Genomic DNA, 18,972 nt, shown 5'->3' with positions numbered 1-18,972 from the left:
ATGCACCTGCTCAGGACCCAGCCCGGCGGTTTCGTGTCGGATGACAACATTGCCGACCTTGGACAAACCCCCGCCGAACTGGTGGTCCTGTGCAGCGGCGACTCCAGCCTGGCGCTGCTCGCCGAGGCGGCGCAACAGTTGCCCGAGGATTACCCGAGCCTGCGCCTGGCCAACCCGATGCAGGTGCAGAACCATGCCTCGGTCGATTTGTACGTCGATGAGGTGCTGCGTCACGCCAGGGTGATCCTGATTTCGCTGCACGGCGGCATCGCCTATTGGCGCTACGGCATCGAGCGCCTGGTCGAGCTGTCCCAGCGCGGCGTGCAGGTGATTCTGGTGCCGGGCGACGACCGCCCGGACCCGGAGCTCAGTGACTTGAGTACCGTCGGCGCCGAGGACCGCGACCGGCTCTGGCAATTTCTGCGTCAAGGTGGCATGGGCAACGCCCTGGATTTCTTCCGCTGCCTGGCCAACCGTTGGCTGGCGCGGGATTACACCTGGGGTGAGCCGCAAACCCTGCCGCGCACGGCGATTTACCACCCGCACAAACATTATGCCGCACTGAGCGACTGGCAGGCCGACTGGCACGCCGATCACCCGGTGGCGGCGGTGCTGTTTTACCGTTCGCATCTGCAGGCGGCGAACACTGCTTTCATCGATGTTTTTTGCCAACGCTTGCAGGCTGCGGGGTTGAATCCGTTGCCGATTGCGCTGGCCAGTTTGAAAGAGCCCGGCTGCCTAGGCGCGGTTGAGGACTGGCTGGATGAGGCCGGCGTCTCGGTGATCCTGAACACCACCGGCTTCGCCCAGTCCAGCCCGGAAGCGCCGCACCTGCGGCCGTTTCGCCGCAACATCCCGGTGATCCAGGCGATTTGCGCCCAGGACAACGAACCGGGTTGGCGCGCCAGTGAACAGGGGCTTGGCCCGCGCGATCTGGCGATGCACATTGCCTTGCCGGAGCTGGACGGGCGCATCATCAGCCGCCCGATCAGCTTCAAGGACCTGGCGTGGCGCAGTGAGCGCAGTCAGTCGGATGTGGTCTGCTACCGGCCGCAACCGGAGCGCATGGACTTCGTTGCCGAACTGGCGCGGCGCTGGGTCGAACTGGCGCGGGTGCCCAACGCTGAAAAACGCATCGCCTTGATTCTCGCCAATTACCCGACCCGCGACGGGCGCATCGGCAATGGCGTTGGTCTCGACACCCCGGCTGCCGCGCTTAATATCCTGCGGGCACTGCATGCCGAAGGTTATCCGCTGCCGGCCGAATTGCCGGACAGCGGCACCGCGCTGATCCAGCAGTTGCTGGGCGGCGTCAGCAACGATCTCGATACCCTCGACCTGCGTCCGTGCCAGCAAAGCCTGGGAATGGATGACTATCTGGCGATGTTCAATGCCCTGCCCGAAGCCAATCGCGCGGCGGTGCTCGAACGTTGGGGCGCACCGGAAAACGACCCGATGTGCCGCAGTGGGCGGATGATGATCGCCGGCCTGCGCTTTGGCCTGACCTTCGTCGGCATTCAACCGGCACGGGGTTATCAGATCGACCCGAGCGCGGTGTATCACGACCCGGACCTGGTGCCGCCTCACGGCTACCTGGCGTTTTACTTTTGGCTGCGCCACACCTATGGCGCCCATGGCGTGATCCACGTCGGCAAGCACGGCAATCTCGAATGGCTGCCGGGCAAGGGCGTGGGGCTGTCGGAAAACTGCTGGCCGGATGCGCTGCTCGGGCCGCTGCCGAACATCTATCCGTTCATCGTCAACGACCCGGGCGAGGGCGCCCAGGCCAAGCGGCGCACCCAGGCGGTGATCATCGATCACTTGATGCCACCACTGACCCGCGCCGAAACCTATGGCCCGCTGCGCAACCTCGAACTCTTGGCCGACGAGTATTACGAGGCGCAGTTGCTCGATCCGCGCCGCGCACGCGAGTTGCAGCGCGACATCCTGCAGCTGGTACGCGACTCGCACATCGACCGTGAACTGCAACTGGACGAGCCACTCGACAGCGATGCCGACGCAGCGATCTGGTTGCCGCGGCTCGACACGTACCTGTGCGACTTGAAAGAGTCGCAGATCCGCGACGGCCTGCATGTGTTCGGCGAGTCGCCCACCGGGCGTTTGCGTATCGACACCTTGCTGGCGTTGTTGCGCATTCCACGGGGCGATGGACGAGGAGCGCAATCGAGTCTGCTGCGGGCGCTGGCCAAGGCGTTTGCGTTGGGCTTCGATCCGCTTGATTGTGCATTGGCCGAGCCGTGGATCGGGCCGCGTCCCGAGTCTCTTTTGCTTATCAGTGACGAGATTTGGCGCACAGCGGGCGATACCCGCGAGCGCCTGGAACTGTATGCAGCGCAGTTGATTTCGGACGCGTTGAATAACCCCTGTGGGAGCGGGCTGGCTCGCGAATCGGTTGAACATTCAACATTGATGTCGATTGACCCACCGCTTTCGCGAGCAAGCCCGCTCCCACAAGGGGCAGGCTGGCATGAAGTGCAGGCCATTATCAATGGTTTGCGCGAGGTCATCGCCCCGCGCCTGGACGCCTGCGGCCCAGCGGAAATGCGCGGTCTGCTCGACGCCCTCAGCGGTCGCTTCGTCCCGGCCGGACCCAGCGGTGCGCCGAGTCGCGGCCGCCTGGACGTGCTGCCCACCGGGCGCAACTTTTACTCGGTGGACGTGCGCAATTTGCCGACCACCACCGCGTGGCGCATCGGTTTCCAGTCGGCGAACCTGATTCTGGAGCGGCACCTGCAGGACCACGGCGATCATCTGCGCCAGCTCGGTCTGTCGGTGTGGGGCACCGCGACCATGCGCACCGGCGGCGATGACATCGCCCAGGCCATGGCGTTGATGGGCGTGCGCCCGGTCTGGGCCACCGGCAGTCAGCGGGTCGACGATTTCGAGATTCTGCCGTTGAGTTTGCTCGACCGTCCTCGGGTCGACGTGACCTTGCGCGTGTCCGGTTTCTTCCGCGATGCCTTTGCCAATCTGATCCGCCTGTTTGACGCGGCGGTACAAGCGGTGGCCGACCTGAATGAGCCGGACGACCTCAATCCGTTGGCGGCCAAGGTGCGTGCCGAGCGGGCAGCCTTGTTGCAGGCCGGGCTGGATGAAGACGCTGCGCGACGGCAGGCCGGCTGGCGGATTTTCGGGGCCAAGCCCGGTGCCTACGGCGCCGGCGTGCAGGGCGCCATCGACGGTCGCCTGTGGCAAACCCGCGAGGACCTGGCCGAGGTTTACCTCAACTGGGGCGGCTACGCTTACGGCGGTTCCGACGAAGGCACCGCCGCACGAGAACAGTTCAGCCAGCGCCTGAGCCAGGTACAGGCGGTGCTGCAAAACCAGGATAACCGCGAGCACGATTTGCTCGACTCCAACGATTACTACCAGTTCCAGGGCGGTATGCTCGCGGCGGTGGAAAGCCTGAAAGGCGAGGCTGCGGCCAGTTATCATGGCGATCACAGTCAGCCGGACCTGCCGAAGATTCGCACCTTGAAGGAAGAGCTGAACCGGGTCATCCGCTCCCGGGCGGCCAATCCGAAGTGGCTCGATGGGGTAAAGCGCCACGGCTACAAAGGTGCGTTTGAAATGGCCGCGACTGTCGATAATCTGTTCGCCTTCGATGCCACCACGCAGTTGATCGACGATCACCAGTACGCGTTGCTGACCGACGCCTATTTGCTTGATCCGGACACCCGGGATTTTGTCCGTGAACACAATCCCCATGCCTTGCGCGATATGACTGAACGCATGCTCGAGGCGCAACAACGCGGGATGTGGAAGGAGCCGGGCGCCTACCGCGAGGCACTGGAGAATCTGTTGCTGGATATAGAAGAAGACAGCTGACACGCTTGAACCTGTGGGAGCGAGCCTGCTCGCGATGAGGGAGCGTCAGACGACATTTATGCTGGCTGACACACCGCCTTCGCGAGCAGGCTCGCTCCCACAGGGATGAAGGCAACTGTGATATTTGTGAATTGATCACCGACCATGACCGAGATAGAACAATGACCGAAACCCCGCATTTCCCGCTCTCCGCCGTGGTCGGCGCCGACGATTTGAAGCTGGCCCTGTACCTGACCGCCATCGACCCGAAAATCGGCGGAGTGCTGATCGAAGGCCCACGCGGCATGGCCAAGTCGACCCTGGCCCGTGGTCTGGCGGACCTGCTGGCCAGTGGGCAGTTCGTCACATTGCCCTTGGGCGCCACCGAAGAGCGCCTGGTCGGCACCCTCGATCTTGACGCGGCACTGGGGGAAGGTCGGGCTCAGTTTTCCCCTGGCGTACTGGCCAAGGCTGACGGTGGCGTGCTCTACGTCGACGAGGTCAATCTGTTGCCTGATCATCTCGTTGACCTGCTGCTCGATGTGGCCGCCAGCGGCACCAATCTGGTCGAGCGCGACGGCATTTCCCATCGGCACTCGGCGAAGTTCGTGCTGATTGGCACCATGAATCCGGAAGAGGGTGAGCTGCGCCCCCAATTGCTCGACCGTTTCGGCTTGAACGTCGCCCTCGGTGGCCACACCGCGCCTGCCGAACGAGGTCAGATTATCCGCCGTCGCCTGGATTTCGACAGCGACCCGCAAGGTTTCTGCGGCGAATGGGAATCGGCGCAGGCGTCCCTGCGTGAACGTTGCCAGCACGCACGCAACGCCCTGGCAAGTATTCCCCTCGATGACCAGGCGCTGACCCGGATTACCGAACGCTGCTTTGCCGCTGGCGTCGATGGTTTGCGCGCCGACCTGGTCTGGCTGCGTGCCGCCCGGGCTCACGCCGCCTGGCGCGGGGCGAACGCTATCGCCGAGGAAGATATCGACGCTGTCGCGGAGTTCGCCTTGCGCCATCGTCGTCGCGAGCATTCCGCTGCGGCGCCTCAGCCATCCCGCGCACCGCAACCCTCCGCGCCGCAGCACGCCAACCCGAGCGAAGGGCAAGGCCAGTGGGGCGAACTGCCTACCCAGGCGCTGGCGGTCGGTGCACGACGTGAAGTGCCGACCTGGCCAAAAAAGCCCTAGGCATTCGCCCTCGTTGCGACGCGGGGGCGAATGCCAGACCCCGAGCCGGGCGGCTGGACCACGGCAAGCAGGGCAAGCGTCACGCCGCACGCAATGGCTCGGTCAACTGGCCCGGTACCTTGCTCAATGGCCGGCCGCGTCGACGCGACGACCTGATGTTTCAACTGCGCACCCGTTCGCCCCATGAACTGTGGCTGGTGATAGTCGATGCCTCTGCATCAACCCGCCGTCATCAGGCGTTGAGTGATGCCAAGGGCTTGTTGGCACAGTTGTTCGACGATGCCTATCGCCAGCGAGCACGACTGGCGTTGCTCACGGCCAGCGGTGCGGCACCCAAGTGGCAGGTGCAGGGATTGAAGGCCTCGACGGGGCTGCGCCATTGGCTCGACGGCCTGGGCGCCGGTGGCGGCACGCCGCTGCTGGCGGCATTGGGCGAAGCGGGGCGATGGCTCGCAGCAAGGCAAAAGCGTTTTCCGGCGGAGCAGCAACGGTTGCTGCTGGTGACCGATGGTCGGTTGAAGGACTGGTCGCTGCTGCCTGTGCTGGAGTGTCCGGGGCTGTTGATCGACATCGAGCGCGGACCGATCCGGCTCGGGCGCAGCAGGGTGCTGGCGGCGCAGTTGCAGGCTGAGTATCGGCACATCGACGAGCTGATTCCGGGCTGAGCTCTCCTTTGCCCGGGCTGGCCTCTTCGCGAGCAAGCCCGCTCCCACAGGGGGGAACGCATTCCAAATGTGGGAGCGGGCTTGCTCGCGAAGGCGGTGGGTCAGTCAACATCAATTTTGAATCACTTGCCCATCGCCTGCCGATACTGCCGGGTACGCTTGCCTATGTACAACCGGTCGACAATCAACGCCCATAGCGCCGAGACCTCAGGTCGGGTTTTGCGCCCACGGCTCAAGCGATGCAGCTGGAACTTCACCACCGCCATGCTCGCCAGCGCCGCCAGGGGTTTGCGCTTCCAACGGATCGGCGGCAGTTGCGGGTGGCTGTTCTGGCCTTCACGCCAGTGCTTGACCAGGTGCGGTTCCACGGCCAGCGCAGTGCCGATGCCGGCCATGGCGATGCCACTGTCGAGAACCTGTTCGACGATTGCCAGACGCCGGATCCCGCCGGTCACCATCACTGGCATGCGCGCCACGCTGGCCAGTTCACCGGCCATTTTCAGAAAGTACGCCTCCCGGGCCAGGGTCCGGCCGTCGCGCGCTTCGCCTTGCATGGCCGGTGCTTCGTAGCTGCCGCCGGAGAGTTCCAGCAGGTCGATCGGTTGTTCGTTGAGCCACAGGATCACTTGCCGTGCATCATCGGCATCGAAACCACCGCGCTGGAAATCCGCTGAATTGAGCTTTACCGACACACAAAATTGCGGCGACACCGCCTGGCGAACCGCCTCGACGACCGACAACAGCAGGCGCGCGCGATTCTCCAGCGAACCACCCCAGCGATCAGTGCGTCGATTGGTCAGCGGCGACAGGAACTGGCTGAGCAGGTAGCCATGGGCGGCGTGGATCTGCACACCGGTAAAACCGGCTTTCTCCGCCAGTGCGGCGCTGCTGGCGAAACGTCGGATCACCTCCTGGATATCGTCCTCGCTCATCGGTTTAGGTTCGGCGAACATCTTCGAGAATTGGCCGAGATCCAGCGCAACCGCCGACGGCGCCAGTGCTTGCTGACCGAGGTTGGCCATGGTCTGGCGGCCAGGGTGGTTGAGTTGCATCCAGAAGTGCGCACCGCCGGCCCGCCCGACACGGGCCCACTGGCGGAAGCGTTCCAGGTGTCGCTCGTCCTCCAGTGCGACACCACCGGGGCCGGTCATGGCGCGGCGGTCGATCATCACATTGCCGGTCAGCAACAAACCGGTTTCTCCTTCGGCCCAGGCCTGATACAGGCGAAGCAGCGCCTTATCGGGTACTTGATCGGTGTTGGCGAGGTTCTCTTCCATCGCGGCTTTGGCAATGCGATTGCCGATGGTCTGGCCGTTGGGCAAATTCAAGGTTTGGAAGGGTGACATGCTTGACTCCTCATACTGATGAGTAGAGGCTAAGCTTAAAGTTAACTTTAATGTCAAGCAGGCAAATGAGGTCGCAATGAAAATTGGTGAATTGGCGCAGTTGAGTGGCCTGACCGCATCGCGCATCCGTTTTTACGAGTCTCAGGGCTTGATCCGCCAAGTCGAGCGCTCTGCCAACGGGTATCGGCGTTACTCGCAACAGGCGCTGCAAACCCTGCAACTGATCCAATGCGCACAACAGGCCGGTTTCAGCCTGGAAGAACTCAAGCAGTTACTCCCGGACAATGTGACCGGCGCATTCAAGCACGATGAGCTGATGGCCGGCCTGTATCGCAAGGTCGAGCAAATCGAAGAGATGCAACGGCACCTGGCCCATAGCAAGGCACAGTTGTTGGGGTGGATCGACACCATCCAGGCCAAGCCTGAGGGCATGAGTTGCGATGAAAATGCCGAACGGGTGATGACATCATTCAAGCACTGAGTGGGAGCGAGCCTGTTCGCGAAGGCGGTGTATCAGACGCCAGCCAGTCAAGTCTGGCGATGAAAGGTATACCGATCCTTCCCCGTTTGCTTTGCCTCATACAAGGCTTCATCTGCCTTGACCAGTGCCTGGTTCAGCGTGTCGCCGTCGAGCACCCGGGCCAGGCCGATGCTGATGGTCACCGGGTGTCGAGTGGGTTGTTCGCGCACCTCCCGACACAATTCAGCGGCCAGCGCCTCGACGTCTTCGCGGCGAGCCCCGGCCAGGTAAACCGCGAACTCCTCGCCACCGAGGCGCGCATATTCGTGACGGGTCATCACTGACTTGATGTCCTGGGCGATGCGCTTGAGCACCTCGTCGCCAATGTCATGGCCATGGACGTCGTTGACCTTCTTGAAATTGTCGATATCGACCATCGCCAGGTAGTGGTCGTTCTCCCGCGGCACTTTGTTCAAGTGCTGGTTGGCGCGGGTCATGAACGAGCGGCGATTGGGGATTTCGGTGAGTGTGTCGATGTAGGCCTGGTCCAGCAGCAACTTGGACATGATGAAGTTGTACAGCTTGGCCTTGCGCAGTGTCAGGAAGCTGTAGATGGTCAGGCCGCAGATAAATGCCGAGTAACTGATGGCCATCACCCCCCTCAGTTCCATGTGTTCGAGATCCGTGTTGTAGAAAGGGTTGAGAAACGACCAGGTGACGATTTGCGCGGCAAAGAACGACCAGCGGTTCAGCGGCAATACCGAGGCCGTGAACAGGGTGGTCGAAGCTGCCAGCAACAGCCAGGCGGGTTGGTGATCCTCGGGCAGACCTTCGGTGAGCAGTCGCGTGCCCAATGTCATGGCAAACACAAACAGCAGGTTCAGCGTCTGGAAATGCCGGGCATTGCGGATCAACCGAAGGACGATGACGAAAGTCGAGAAGACGCCGATAAATACCAGCGAAAGCCAGGTGAATGATAGTCCGCCGATGAAACTGAGGATCAGGTCGTAGGCAATCCAGATCGCAATGCTGGCGATGTAGATCAATATGCAAAAGGTGCGTAGCCGATCAAATTCATGCTGGAGGAACTCAGCTTTGAGCTTGGCCGGCGCCGACTTTTTCAGCACTTCGTCTTCAATGGTTTTGTACATCGCCGACCTTGCCGTTGTGCTGGTTGTCGAGAATCACCTTACCGCTGACCGGCAGTTTCCAGTCCTTGCGCAGCGTCTGCTGTCGGGCCAGCAACTGCCCCAATTGCGCCAGCCAATAGCTCATCGATGCGTTGGTAACAGGCCGGGTCCATGCGCAGGCCCGGCACCCGTTTCAAGCCTTGCCCCCGGGCCAGTTACGCAGGACCCGCGCCAGTGGAGCCATCTTGATGGCCTCCGGACGCGTACCGAATACCATCATGACCTTAAAAGACATGAACCCTCCTGGAGCATCGCGAAAGGCTGGCGCACAGGGCCGCCAGCAGCAGTTCATTCCGTCTGGAACTTGAATAAAAGCAGTCGAATCCGGGGTTGTCCAATCTGGTTCCTGGCTGCCTGACTGTGCACAGGGTTGGGGCCCGGGTACCCGCTCCCTGTAGCCAACAGTAGCGTTCCCTATCGGGGCGACGGGTAACGTCTATACCCCGATGAATTGCCATCTTGTTGATTGCGCTCATTTTTCAAATGCACTGGGAAACACGCTACCGGCTGTGGCACACTTTCTGCTGTCTATTCCGTTGTTACATACCTAGTTCCGGTATAGCGGAATAAACATCACCCTGGAGTGCTTGCCATGCATCGCCGACCTTCCTTGTTCAAAGCGTGTGTTTTTCTTTTCGCGGCTTCTGCCGCTGCCATGGGTGTTGCCCAGGCGGCGGACAGCAAGCTCGATAGCGTTCTGGCCCGCGGCAAACTGATTGTGGGCACCGGCAGCACGAATGCGCCGTGGCATTTCCAGGGCGCGGATGGCAAGTTGCAGGGATTCGACATTGATATCGGGCGCATGGTGGCGAAGGGGTTGTTCAACGATCCGAGCAAAGTCGAGTTCGTGGTGCAATCGTCCGACGCGCGTATCCCCAACCTGCTGACCGACAAGGTCGACATGAGCTGCCAGTTCATCACCGTGACCGCCAGCCGCGCCCAGCAAGTGGCGTTTACGCTGCCGTATTACCGCGAAGGTGTCGGCCTGCTGTTGCCGGCGAACAGCAAGTACAAGGAGATCGACGACATGCAGGCCGCCGGTGACAGCGTCACGGTGGCGGTGCTGCAAAACGTCTACGCCGAGGAGCTGGTGCACCAGGCGTTGCCCAAGGCCAAGGTCGACCAGTACGACAGCGTGGACTTGATGTACCAGGCCGTGAACTCCGGCCGGGCCGACGCGGCGGCCACCGATCAGTCTTCGGTGAAGTACCTGATGGTGCAGAACCCTGGCCGTTATCGCAGCCCGGCCTACGCCTGGAGCCCACAGACCTATGCGTGCGCGGTCAAGCGCGGCGATCAGGACTGGCTGAATTTCGTCAACACCACCCTGCATGAAGCCATGACCGGTGTTGAATTCCCGACTTACGCGGCGTCGTTCAAGCAGTGGTTCGGTGTCGACCTGCCGTCGCCAAAGATTGGTTTCCCCGTCGAATTTCAATGATCCCGTGAGAGCGGGGCGGTGATGAATCGCCCCGTTCAGGTACTGCTGACCATGAACTATCAGTTGAACTTTGCCGCCGTTTGGCGCGACTTCGACACCTTGCTGGCGGGGCTCGGCCTGGGCCTTGAACTGGCGCTGGTGTCGATCGCCATCGGCTGCGTGATCGGCCTGATGATGGCGTTTGCCTTGCTGTCCAGGCACCGCGCATTGCGGGTGATGGCGTCGGTGTATGTCACGGTGATTCGTAACACGCCGATCCTGGTGTTGATTCTGTTGATCTACTTTGCGCTGCCAAGCCTGGGCATCCGCCTGGACAAGATCCCTTCGTTCATCATCACCCTGTCGCTGTATGCCGGGGCCTACCTGACCGAAGTGTTCCGCGGCGGTTTGCTGAGCATTCCCAAGGGCCAGCGCGAAGCCGGGTTGGCCATCGGGCTGGGCGAGTGGCAGGTCAAGGCCTACGTCACCGTGCCGGTGATGCTGCGCAATGTGTTGCCAGCCCTGTCGAACAACTTCATTTCGCTGTTCAAGGACACCTCGCTGGCGGCGGCGATTGCCGTGCCGGAGCTGACCTATTACGCGCGCAAGATCAATGTCGAGAGCTACCGGGTGATTGAAACCTGGCTGGTGACCACGGCGCTCTATGTGGCGGCCTGTTACCTGATTGCCATGATGCTGCGTTACCTCGAACAGCGTCTGGCTATTCGCCGATAGGAGCTACCCATGTACGAATCCCCGAGTTGGTTGCATGAGTTGTGGGTGGCGCGGGAAGTGCTGTGGCAAGGCTTTCTGACCAGTGTCCAGGTGTCGGTGCTGGCGATTTTGCTTGGCACGCTGTTGGGTGTCGTCACCGGGCTGGTGCTGACCTACGGCAAATTCTGGATGCGCGCGCCGTTTCGTTTTTATGTCGATGTGATTCGCGGCACACCGGTCTTCGTGCTGGTGCTGGCGTGCTTTTACATGGCCCCGGCGCTGGGCTGGCAGATCAGCGCGTTCCAGGCCGGTGCGCTGGGGTTGACCCTGTTCTGCGGCTCCCACGTCGCCGAGATCGTGCGCGGAGCCTTGCAGGCATTGCCGCGTGGGCAGATGGAGGCGAGCAAGGCCATCGGCCTGACGTTCTACCAGGCGCTGGGTTATGTGTTGTTGCCCCAGGCGTTGCGGCAGATCCTGCCGACCTGGGTCAACTCGTCGACCGAGATCGTCAAGGCTTCGACCCTGTTGTCGGTGATCGGCGTGGCGGAATTGCTGCTCAGCACCCAGCAGATCATCGCCCGGACCTTCATGACCCTGGAGTTTTACCTGTTCGCCGGTTTCCTGTTCTTCGTCATCAACTACGGCATCGAGTTACTCGGCCGGCACATTGAAAAGCGGGTGGCTTTGCCATGACTCAGACTCAGACCAATACTCAAAACGGCCAACCCCTGCTGGACATTCGCGGCCTGCACAAGCGTTACGACCAGCTCGAAGTGCTCAAGGGCGTCGACCTGAGCATGCAGCGCGGCAACGTGGTGACCCTGATCGGCTCCAGCGGCTCGGGCAAGACCACATTGCTGCGTTGCGTGAACATGCTCGAAGAGTTCCAGGGCGGGCAGATCCTGCTCGATGGCGAGTCCATCGGCTATGACGAAGTTAACGGCAAGCGCGTGCGCCACCCGGAAAAAGTCATCGCCCGGCATCGCGCCATGACCGGCATGGCGTTTCAGCAGTTCAACCTGTTCCCGCACCTGACCGCGTTGCAGAACGTCACCCTGGGCCTGCTCAAGGTGAAGAAACTGCACAAGGACGAGGCCGTGGCCCTGGCCGAGAAATGGCTGGAGCGCGTAGGCCTGCTGGAACGGCGCGACCACTTTCCCGGTCAGTTGTCCGGCGGCCAGCAGCAGCGCGTGGCGATTGCCCGGGCGATTGCGATGAACCCGAGCCTGATGCTGTTCGACGAAGTGACTTCGGCCCTCGACCCGGAGCTGGTCGGCGAAGTGCTGAGCGTGATCAAGGGCCTGGCCGAAGACGGCATGACCATGCTGTTGGTGACCCACGAAATGCGCTTTGCCTTCGAGGTCTCGGACAAGATCGTCTTCATGAATCAGGGGCGCATCGAAGAGCAGGGGCCGCCCAAGGACCTGTTCGAGCGCCCGCAATCGCCGCGACTGGCGGAATTTCTCAAAAGCACCCGTTTTTGATCCTTCAATTTTCAATCAGGAGAAACACTCATGAGCATTACTCGTTACGGCACCGGCAGCGCCGCTGCAGGCGGCACGCCTCGCCCTTTCGCCCGCGCCGTTGAAGCCGATGGCTGGCTGCACGTTTCCGGGCAGGTGCCGGCGGTGGACGGCGAGATCATTACGGGCGGCATTGTCGAACAGACCCACCAGACCATGAAGAACCTGATCGCGATTCTCGAAGAGGCAGGCTTCGGCCTGGAAGACGTGGTGCGTGCTGGCGTGTGGCTTGAGGATCCGCGGGATTTCACCAGTTTCAACAAGGTCTTCGCCGAGTACTTCAAACCCGAGCACGCCCCGGCACGGGCCTGTGTGCAGGCGAGCATGATGGTCGACTGCAAGGTCGAGATCGACTGCATCGCATACAAGAAAAAGGCCTGATTCACACCGGCCCTTGTAGGAGCTGCCGAAGGCTGCGATCTTTTGCCGTTTTTTGCACGGGCCCAAAGGCAAGATCAAAAGATCGCAGCCTGCGGCAGCTCCTACAGGGCATCAATGAGTGAGCATACTGACATGACCGAAGACACCATCAAGCGCCGGGCACGCGGTCTGGACCGGGCGTTCGATATCCTCGATTTCCTCAAGGAGATCGGCCAGCCCCTGCGCCCGAACGACATCGCCAACGGCATCGGCAGCCCCAAATCCACGGTCTACGAACTGGTGGCCTCGCTGCTGGAACGACGGATCCTGGAGCCGGTGGGCAAGGACGGTCATGTCTACCTCGGTCGTCAGCTGTACTTTCTCGGCCAGGCCCACCTGCGCCATTTCGACCTGACCCGCGAGGCCGATCACGCCTTGCAGGACATCGTCAGCCAGACCCATGAAACCGCGCAGATGTGCCTGCTCAACGGGCGCAAATACACCGTGGCGCTGATGAAGGAAGGCGAGCGGCATTTCCGCATTTCCTCGGACATCGGCGAAAACGCGCCCATCCCCTGGACCGCTTCCGGGCGCCTGTTGCTGGCGCACCTGAGCGACCAGGAGATCGTCGACCTGATCGACCACGACGACTTCATCCTGCCCGACGGCGAACGCTTGCCCCTGGAGCAGTTCCTCAAGGAAATCCGTCAGGCCGGTATCGATGGATTCTTTTCCTTCGATAGCGTCGCCGACACCTTTACCCATTGCTTCGCCGCGCCGGTCAAAAACCCCGACGGCGTGGCCATCGCGACCCTGTGCATCGTCGCCCCACGGGCCGATGCGAAGAAAAACTACAACGACTACCGCCGGGTGCTGATTGCAAGCGCCAATAGCCTGGCCCGTCGCATCAACGAATAACAGCGGCTGCCTGCAGCCGCGTGAACGAGGAGTTCGACCATGTCTTCTGCCCCCCATACTGCCAACGTGGATAAAGGCACGGCGCCCATCGGTGCCAGCCTGGTGCGTGATGTCAGCCTGCCCGCGCTGGTACTGCACCGCGAGGCGCTGGAACACAACATCCGCTGGATGCAGGCGTTCGTCAGCGACAGCGGCGCGGAACTGGCGCCCCATGGCAAGACCAGCATGACCCCGGCGTTGTTCCGTCGCCAACTGGACGCCGGTGCCTGGGGCATCACCCTGGCCAGCGCCACGCAAACCCGCGCCGCCTATGCCCATGGCGTGCGCCGTGTCCTGATGGCCAACCAGTTGGTCGGCACGCCGAACATGGCATTGATCGCCGACCTGCTGGCCGACCCGACGTTCGACTTCTATTGCATGGTCGATCACCCGGACAACGTCGCCGACCTCGGTGCCTATTTCGCCTCCCGTGGCGTGCGCCTGAACGTGATGATCGAATACGGCGTGGTCGGTGGGCGTTGCGGTTGCCGCAGCGAACAGGAAGTGCTCGATCTGGCCAAGGCCATCGCCGCGCAACCGGCACTGGCCCTGACCGGGATCGAAGGCTACGAAGGGGTGATCCATGGCGATCACGCCGTGACCGGCATCCGTGATTTCGCCGCGTCACTGGTGCGCCTGGCGGTGCAGTTGCAGGACAGCGGCGCCTTCGCCATTGCCAAGCCGATCATCACCGCGTCGGGTTCGGCCTGGTATGACCTGATTGCCGAGTCCTTCGAAGCACAGAACGCCGCCGGACGCTTCCTCAGCGTGCTGCGTCCCGGCAGTTACGTGGCTCACGACCATGGCATCTACAAGGAAGCGCAGTGCTGCGTGCTCGACCGTCGCAGTGATCTGCACGAAGGCCTGCGCCCGGCGCTGGAAGTGTGGGCGCACGTGCAGTCGTTGCCGGAGCCAGGGTTTGCGGTGATTGCCCTGGGCAAGCGCGACGTCGCCTACGATGCCGGTTTGCCGGTGCCGTTGCGGCGCTACAAGGCGGGCGTGGTGCCGGCCAGCGGCGATGACGTGAGTGCCTGCAAAGTCACCGCGGTCATGGACCAGCATGCGTTCATGACCGTGGCGCCGGGGGTTGATCTGCGGGTGGGCGACATCATTTCGTTCGGCACTTCGCACCCGTGCCTGACGTTCGACAAGTGGCGTGTCGGCTGTCTGGTCGATGAGCAACTGAACGTCATCGAGACCATGGAAACCTGTTTCTAAGATTCAGGACCGAGGTGCGGCCTTCGCGAGCAAGCCCGCTCCCACATTTGGAACGCGTTCCCCTGTGGGAGCGGGCTTGCTCGCGAAGAGGCCCTACCAGACAAAAAGAGAAATCCGCGAATGAACACCATCAACACCCTCGGCCCCAACACCCCGCGCATCGCCCTGATCGGCGAGTGCATGATCGAGTTGCAGCATCGTGCCGACGGCAGCCTGCAACAAAGCTTCGGCGGCGACACCTTGAACACGGCGGTGTACCTGTCCCGGGAGCTGGGGACGAGCGGCACCGTGGACTACGTCACCGCCCTGGGCGATGACAGTTTCAGCGACGCGATGTGCCAGAGCTGGGCGGCGGAAAACATCGGCCTCGAGATGGTCCAGCGCCTGCCCGGACGCCTGCCGGGTTTGTATTGCATCCAGACTGACGCCGCCGGTGAGCGACGCTTTCTGTACTGGCGCAATGAAGCGGCGGTACGCGACTGCTTCACCACCCCGGCCGCCGCACCGATCCTCGCGGCGCTGCCGGATTACGATGTGCTGTATTTCAGTGGCATTACCCTGGCGGTACTCGGCGCGCAAGGTCGGGAAAAACTCCTGGAAACCCTGATCGAAGCCCGCCAGCGCGATGCGCGGATCGTGTTCGACAACAACTACCGGCCACGGCTCTGGGCATCGGTCGAGGACGCCCGGGCGGCGTATCGCAGCGTGCTGCCGCAAGTCGACCTGGCGTTGCTGACGGTGGATGACGAACAGGCGCTGTTTGGTTATGCCAATGATGACGCGGTGTTTGCCGCGTATGAGCAGATGGGGACGCCGGAAGTGGTGCTCAAGCGCGGCGCGCAAGCGTGCCTGATTCGTTGTGATGGCGAGTCATTCGAGGTGCCGGCGCAGAAGGTCGAGCGGGTGGTGGACACCACGGCGGCGGGGGATTCGTTCAGTGCGGCGTATCTGGCTTCGCGGCTCAAGGGCGGCAGCCCGGTGGATGCCGCCGAGGCCGGGCATCGGTTGGCGAGCCGGGTGATTCAGCTGCCGGGGGCGCTGATCCCCCGCACCTGAACAAACCCCCTGTAGGAGCTGCCGAAGGCTGCGATCTTTTGATCTTGTTTTTTAGAGATCAAGATCAAAAGATCGCAGCCTGCGGCAGCTCCTACAGGTCATCAATTGGCAATGACGTTGTGGTCAATCCCGGTAAAACACCTGCACCAGGTGATACCCGAACTTGCTCTTGATCGGGCCATGCACCACCCGCAGCGGTTTCTTGAAGATCACCGCATCGATCACGCCGACCATCTGCCCCGGCCGCACTTCGCCGAGGTCGCCGCCGCGCTTGCCCGACGGGCAGGTCGAATACTTCTTGGCCAGCACATCGAACGCTTCACCCTTGGCGATGCGTTGTTTGAGCTGCTCGGCTTCTTCCGAGGTTTTCACCAGGATATGGCGGGCTTGAGCTTTCATGGGGCGGTTACCTTGCAACGATACTGGCTATGTGGGTGGCAGCGGGGGGCGCGATTATGCCTCAACTCAGTCCGGTTGGCCGATCATCGTGCGAATCTTGTTGGCCAGCAGGTCGATGGAAAACGGTTTGGTCACCATGTCCATGCCTTCTTCAAGGAAACCCTGGCGCTCGGCCGCGACCTCCGCGTAACCGGTCATGAACAACACTTTCAGTTCGGGACGATGTTGGCGGGCGATTTCTGCCAGTTGTCGGCCGTTCATGCCCGGCAACCCCACGTCGGTCACCAACAGGTCCACCCGCAGGTCCGACTCCAGCACCGGCAGCGCGTCTTTGGCATCTTCGGCTTCATGGGCGCGGTAACCGAGTTCCTTGAGTAGGTCCAGTACCAGCATGCGCACCGCCGCATCGTCCTCGACCAGCATCACCGTTTCGCCGGCAATCGCCGCCGGCGCCTCGCCAACCAGGGGTGACAAGACTTTTTCCGGCTCGGTCGAATGCAGGCGCGGCAGGTACAAACGCACGCTGGTGCCCCGTCCGGGTAGACTGAACAGACTGACATGGCCCCCCGACTGCTGGGCAAAACCGTAAATCATCGACAAGCCCAGGCCGGTGCCCTGGCCGATGGGCTTGGTGGTGAAGAACGGGTCGAAGGCCTTGGCCAGCACCGAGGGCGTCATGCCGGTGCCGTTGTCGCTGACGGCAATCATCACGTAGTCGCCGGCCTTGACCGGTTCCAGGGTCGTGATGTCGCTGCCGTCGAGGTACACGTTGGCCGTTTCGATCTGCAACTCGCCGCCCCCGGGCATGGCGTCCCGGGCGTTGATCACCAGGTTGAGCAGGGCGTTTTCCAACTGACTGACATCGGTGTTGACCCGCCAGATGTTCTGCGCCAGTTGCAGTTTGAGTTCGATGTGGTCGCCCTTGGTACGACTCAACAGGTCTTCGAGCGAGCGAATCAGGTCGTTGGGGTTCAGCGGCGTGCGATTGAGCGACTGACGCCGGGAGAACGCCAGCAAGCGATGGGTGAGGGCGGCGGCACGGTTGGCCGAGGACACTGCCGCTTCGGTGAACCGGCCGATCTCGCTGGCACGGCCTTCGGCGATGTAGCGCTGCATCAGGTCGAGGCTGCCAATGATGCCGGTGAGCATGTTGTTGAAGTCATGGGCGATGCCGCCGGTAAGCTGGCCGACGGCTTCCATTTTCTGGGCATGGCGCAAGGCATCTTCGGCACGTTCACGCTCGAACATCTCGTTTTGCAGACGCTCGTTGGCCTCGGCCAGTTGTCGGGTGCGGGCGGCCACTCGTTCCTCAAGGGTTTCGTTCAGGTTGCGCAAGGCTTCTTCGGTCATTTTGCGTTCGGTTTCATCGATCACGAAGATATAGAAGCCGTTGACCGCACCATCTGCACCGTGGCGCGGTAGGTAATTCATCAAGGCCTGGCGCAGGCTGCCGTCGCGGTGCGGCGTGCTGATGCTGAAACAGCAGGGCCGGCCGGACAGCGCCTCGGTGATGTACGGGGCGCGTAGCGCGTAGGCTTCTTCGCCGAGCACTTCAAGAATGGTTCGCCCGTATAGCTCTTGCGGCGTCAGCCCGTACCAGTCGAGGTACGCCGCGTTGTTGAGGCGAAAGCGTTCTTCGCGGTCGACGTAGCTGATCAGGACCGGCATGGCGTTGATGATCAGTTGCAGCTCGGTCTGGCTCTGGCGCAGGGCCTGTTCGGTGTGTTTACGCTCGGTCAGGTCCAGGGCGGCGCCGAGGAACCGGATCGGCCGGCCGTGATGGTCCTTGTAGCAGCGACCGCGGGCAAACACCCAGCGCATCTGGCCGTCGGTTTGCAACAGGCGATATTCCTCGGCGTATTCGCTGCCGTGGGTGATGCAGTGCTTAATGCTGCGGGCGATCAGGGCGCGGTCCTGCGGGTGTACGCCGTGCAGGTATTCGCTGATCGGCAACTGGTTGGCCATGGCCGGGTCGACGCCGTGAAGCTGGGCAAAATGCGCATCGGCGATGAAACGGTCCTCACTGATGTCCCAGTCCCAGGTACCCACCGCATCGGTGGCGGCGAGGGCCAGTTGCAGGCGTTCCTCGGTTTCACGCTGGGCCTTGAGGCTGGCCGCCGAGCGTTGTTCGAGTTCGAGGGCGATGCGCCGGCGTTCGTTGGTTTCGATGGCGGTGACCAGGATCCCGGCCACCTCGGCACCTTCGTCGCGGATCGGGCTGTAGGTCAGGTCGAGCCAGAAGTCGGACTCCCGGCCCTCACGTTGCAGGGTAAAGCGCTGCTCGCTGTAGGTACGCACCTGACCTTGCAGGACGGCGCTGTAGATCGGGTCGGTAAATTCTTTCAGCTCTGGCCAGATCAGGTGTGTCGGTTGCCCGAAAGCCTGCGGATGCTTGCTTCCGGCGAGCAGCGCGAAGCCGTCGTTGTAGATCTGTGTCAGTTGCGGGCCCCATAGCAGCAGCATCGGCATCGGTGAGTGAATGACAATGTCCACGGCGGTTCGCAGGCTCTGTGGCCAGGTGCTGGCAGCGCCCAGCGGGCTGTTTGCCCAGTCGATCCGGGCGATCAGGGCCTGGGCATCGCTGGCGGTGGGTATTGCGTTCATCCGGGAGTCCTGCGCCTGAGTCGCTTAAGCTGGCGTCTATTC

At 62.2% G+C, this 18,972-nt stretch carries 17 protein-coding genes; 12 read left to right on the top strand and 5 right to left on the bottom strand.

Annotated features, from left to right (window positions below):
• The 3 genes from cobN (at window position 1) to KW846_RS07695 (ending at window position 5,683) form a co-directional block, all read left to right on the top strand.
• Entirely contained in the window at window positions 1-3,849 is a 3,849-nt protein-coding gene (gene cobN, locus KW846_RS07705) for a cobaltochelatase subunit CobN (RefSeq protein WP_218481842.1), read from the top strand.
• A gap of 161 nt (window positions 3,850-4,010) precedes the next feature.
• Entirely contained in the window at window positions 4,011-5,018 is a 1,008-nt protein-coding gene (locus KW846_RS07700; RefSeq protein ID WP_218481841.1) for an ATP-binding protein, read from the top strand.
• 119 nt (window positions 5,019-5,137) lie between these two features.
• Complete coding sequence (locus KW846_RS07695; protein WP_218481840.1) at window positions 5,138-5,683, top strand: VWA domain-containing protein; 546 nt, start codon at window positions 5,138-5,140, stop codon at window positions 5,681-5,683.
• Between the two features lie 122 nt (window positions 5,684-5,805).
• Here KW846_RS07695 and KW846_RS07690 read toward each other — a convergent pair whose 3' ends face one another.
• Window positions 5,806-7,029: an NADH:flavin oxidoreductase/NADH oxidase family protein gene (locus KW846_RS07690; protein ID WP_218481839.1), complete on the bottom strand. Its 1,224-nt coding sequence runs from the start codon at window positions 7,027-7,029 to the stop codon at window positions 5,806-5,808.
• Window positions 7,030-7,105: 76 nt separating this feature from the next.
• On the opposite strand from KW846_RS07690, the gene KW846_RS07685 reads away from it, so the two are divergent.
• Complete coding sequence (locus KW846_RS07685) at window positions 7,106-7,510, top strand: MerR family transcriptional regulator (protein ID WP_007974662.1); 405 nt, start codon at window positions 7,106-7,108, stop codon at window positions 7,508-7,510.
• Window positions 7,511-7,557: 47 nt separating this feature from the next.
• Here the strand turns inward: KW846_RS07685 and KW846_RS07680 are convergent, their stop codons facing one another.
• Both KW846_RS07680 and KW846_RS30330 read right to left on the bottom strand, forming a co-directional pair.
• Window positions 7,558-8,640 carry a GGDEF domain-containing protein gene (locus KW846_RS07680; RefSeq protein WP_218481838.1) on the bottom strand — a complete coding sequence of 361 codons (1,083 nt, stop codon included), beginning with the start codon at window positions 8,638-8,640 and terminating at the stop codon, window positions 7,558-7,560.
• Window positions 8,624-8,764 carry a hypothetical protein gene (locus KW846_RS30330; protein ID WP_371321729.1) on the bottom strand — a complete coding sequence of 47 codons (141 nt, stop codon included), beginning with the start codon at window positions 8,762-8,764 and terminating at the stop codon, window positions 8,624-8,626. The genes KW846_RS07680 and KW846_RS30330 overlap by 17 nt, the downstream gene beginning before the upstream one ends.
• 507 nt (window positions 8,765-9,271) lie before the next feature.
• Here KW846_RS30330 and KW846_RS07670 point away from each other — a divergent pair.
• The 8 genes from KW846_RS07670 to KW846_RS07635 all read left to right on the top strand — a co-directional run bounded on the left by KW846_RS07670 (window position 9,272) and on the right by KW846_RS07635 (window position 15,927).
• Entirely contained in the window at window positions 9,272-10,120 is an 849-nt protein-coding gene (locus KW846_RS07670; RefSeq protein ID WP_102702099.1) for a transporter substrate-binding domain-containing protein, read from the top strand.
• 51 nt (window positions 10,121-10,171) lie between these two features.
• Window positions 10,172-10,834, top strand: a complete 663-nt coding sequence (locus tag KW846_RS07665) for an amino acid ABC transporter permease (protein WP_033047866.1) — start codon at window positions 10,172-10,174, stop codon at window positions 10,832-10,834.
• Between the two features lie 9 nt (window positions 10,835-10,843).
• A complete protein-coding gene (locus tag KW846_RS07660; RefSeq protein ID WP_218481837.1) occupies window positions 10,844-11,506 on the top strand; it encodes an amino acid ABC transporter permease in 663 nt (220 codons plus the stop codon).
• Window positions 11,503-12,297, top strand: a complete 795-nt coding sequence (locus tag KW846_RS07655; protein WP_218481836.1) for an amino acid ABC transporter ATP-binding protein — start codon at window positions 11,503-11,505, stop codon at window positions 12,295-12,297. Before KW846_RS07660 ends, KW846_RS07655 begins: the two co-directional genes overlap by 4 nt.
• Before the next feature lie 30 nt (window positions 12,298-12,327).
• Window positions 12,328-12,717, top strand: a complete 390-nt coding sequence (locus KW846_RS07650) for a RidA family protein (RefSeq protein WP_218481835.1) — start codon at window positions 12,328-12,330, stop codon at window positions 12,715-12,717.
• A 132-nt stretch (window positions 12,718-12,849) separates the two neighbouring features.
• Window positions 12,850-13,614, top strand: a complete 765-nt coding sequence (locus KW846_RS07645; RefSeq protein ID WP_007974681.1) for an IclR family transcriptional regulator — start codon at window positions 12,850-12,852, stop codon at window positions 13,612-13,614.
• 39 nt (window positions 13,615-13,653) lie between these two features.
• Complete coding sequence (locus tag KW846_RS07640; RefSeq protein ID WP_218481834.1) at window positions 13,654-14,871, top strand: amino acid deaminase; 1,218 nt, start codon at window positions 13,654-13,656, stop codon at window positions 14,869-14,871.
• Window positions 14,872-14,991: 120 nt separating this feature from the next.
• Complete coding sequence (locus tag KW846_RS07635; protein WP_218481833.1) at window positions 14,992-15,927, top strand: sugar kinase; 936 nt, start codon at window positions 14,992-14,994, stop codon at window positions 15,925-15,927.
• A 123-nt stretch (window positions 15,928-16,050) separates the two neighbouring features.
• Here the strand turns inward: KW846_RS07635 and KW846_RS07630 are convergent, their stop codons facing one another.
• Window positions 16,051-16,326 (bottom strand): peptidylprolyl isomerase, encoded by a 276-nt coding sequence (locus tag KW846_RS07630; RefSeq protein WP_007898282.1) that lies wholly within the window; start codon window positions 16,324-16,326, stop codon window positions 16,051-16,053.
• 66 nt (window positions 16,327-16,392) lie between these two features.
• Window positions 16,393-18,930, bottom strand: coding sequence for a PAS domain-containing protein (locus KW846_RS07625; protein WP_218481832.1), 2,538 nt, complete (start codon window positions 18,928-18,930; stop codon window positions 16,393-16,395).
• Between the last annotated feature and the right edge of the window lie 42 nt (window positions 18,931-18,972).

Source organism: Pseudomonas sp. PDM32, assembly GCF_019219225.1.
In the GTDB taxonomy this organism is placed as follows: Bacteria; Pseudomonadota; Gammaproteobacteria; order Pseudomonadales; family Pseudomonadaceae; genus Aquipseudomonas; species Aquipseudomonas laurylsulfatiphila.
Note: the sequence above shows the minus strand (reverse complement) of the source record. Positions and strands in the feature narration are given on the sequence as shown.

Excerpts from the sequence above, each read along its gene's own strand:
- cobN (WP_218481842.1), top strand. The coding sequence starts at position 1 with ATGCACCTGCTCAGGACCCAGCCCGGCGGTTTCGTGTCGGATGACAAC.
- KW846_RS07700 (WP_218481841.1), top strand. The coding sequence starts at position 4,011 with ATGACCGAAACCCCGCATTTCCCGCTCTCCGCCGTGGTCGGCGCCGAC.
- KW846_RS07690 (WP_218481839.1), bottom strand. The coding sequence starts at position 7,029 with ATGTCACCCTTCCAAACCTTGAATTTGCCCAACGGCCAGACCATCGGC.
- KW846_RS07685 (WP_007974662.1), top strand. The coding sequence starts at position 7,106 with ATGAAAATTGGTGAATTGGCGCAGTTGAGTGGCCTGACCGCATCGCGC.
- KW846_RS07680 (WP_218481838.1), bottom strand. The coding sequence starts at position 8,640 with ATGTACAAAACCATTGAAGACGAAGTGCTGAAAAAGTCGGCGCCGGCC.
- KW846_RS30330 (WP_371321729.1), bottom strand. The coding sequence starts at position 8,764 with ATGAGCTATTGGCTGGCGCAATTGGGGCAGTTGCTGGCCCGACAGCAG.
- KW846_RS07670 (WP_102702099.1), top strand. The coding sequence starts at position 9,272 with ATGCATCGCCGACCTTCCTTGTTCAAAGCGTGTGTTTTTCTTTTCGCG.
- KW846_RS07665 (WP_033047866.1), top strand. The coding sequence starts at position 10,172 with ATGAACTATCAGTTGAACTTTGCCGCCGTTTGGCGCGACTTCGACACC.
- KW846_RS07660 (WP_218481837.1), top strand. The coding sequence starts at position 10,844 with ATGTACGAATCCCCGAGTTGGTTGCATGAGTTGTGGGTGGCGCGGGAA.
- KW846_RS07655 (WP_218481836.1), top strand. The coding sequence starts at position 11,503 with ATGACTCAGACTCAGACCAATACTCAAAACGGCCAACCCCTGCTGGAC.
- KW846_RS07650 (WP_218481835.1), top strand. The coding sequence starts at position 12,328 with ATGAGCATTACTCGTTACGGCACCGGCAGCGCCGCTGCAGGCGGCACG.
- KW846_RS07645 (WP_007974681.1), top strand. The coding sequence starts at position 12,850 with ATGACCGAAGACACCATCAAGCGCCGGGCACGCGGTCTGGACCGGGCG.
- KW846_RS07640 (WP_218481834.1), top strand. The coding sequence starts at position 13,654 with ATGTCTTCTGCCCCCCATACTGCCAACGTGGATAAAGGCACGGCGCCC.
- KW846_RS07635 (WP_218481833.1), top strand. The coding sequence starts at position 14,992 with ATGAACACCATCAACACCCTCGGCCCCAACACCCCGCGCATCGCCCTG.
- KW846_RS07630 (WP_007898282.1), bottom strand. The coding sequence starts at position 16,326 with ATGAAAGCTCAAGCCCGCCATATCCTGGTGAAAACCTCGGAAGAAGCC.
- KW846_RS07625 (WP_218481832.1), bottom strand. The coding sequence starts at position 18,930 with ATGAACGCAATACCCACCGCCAGCGATGCCCAGGCCCTGATCGCCCGG.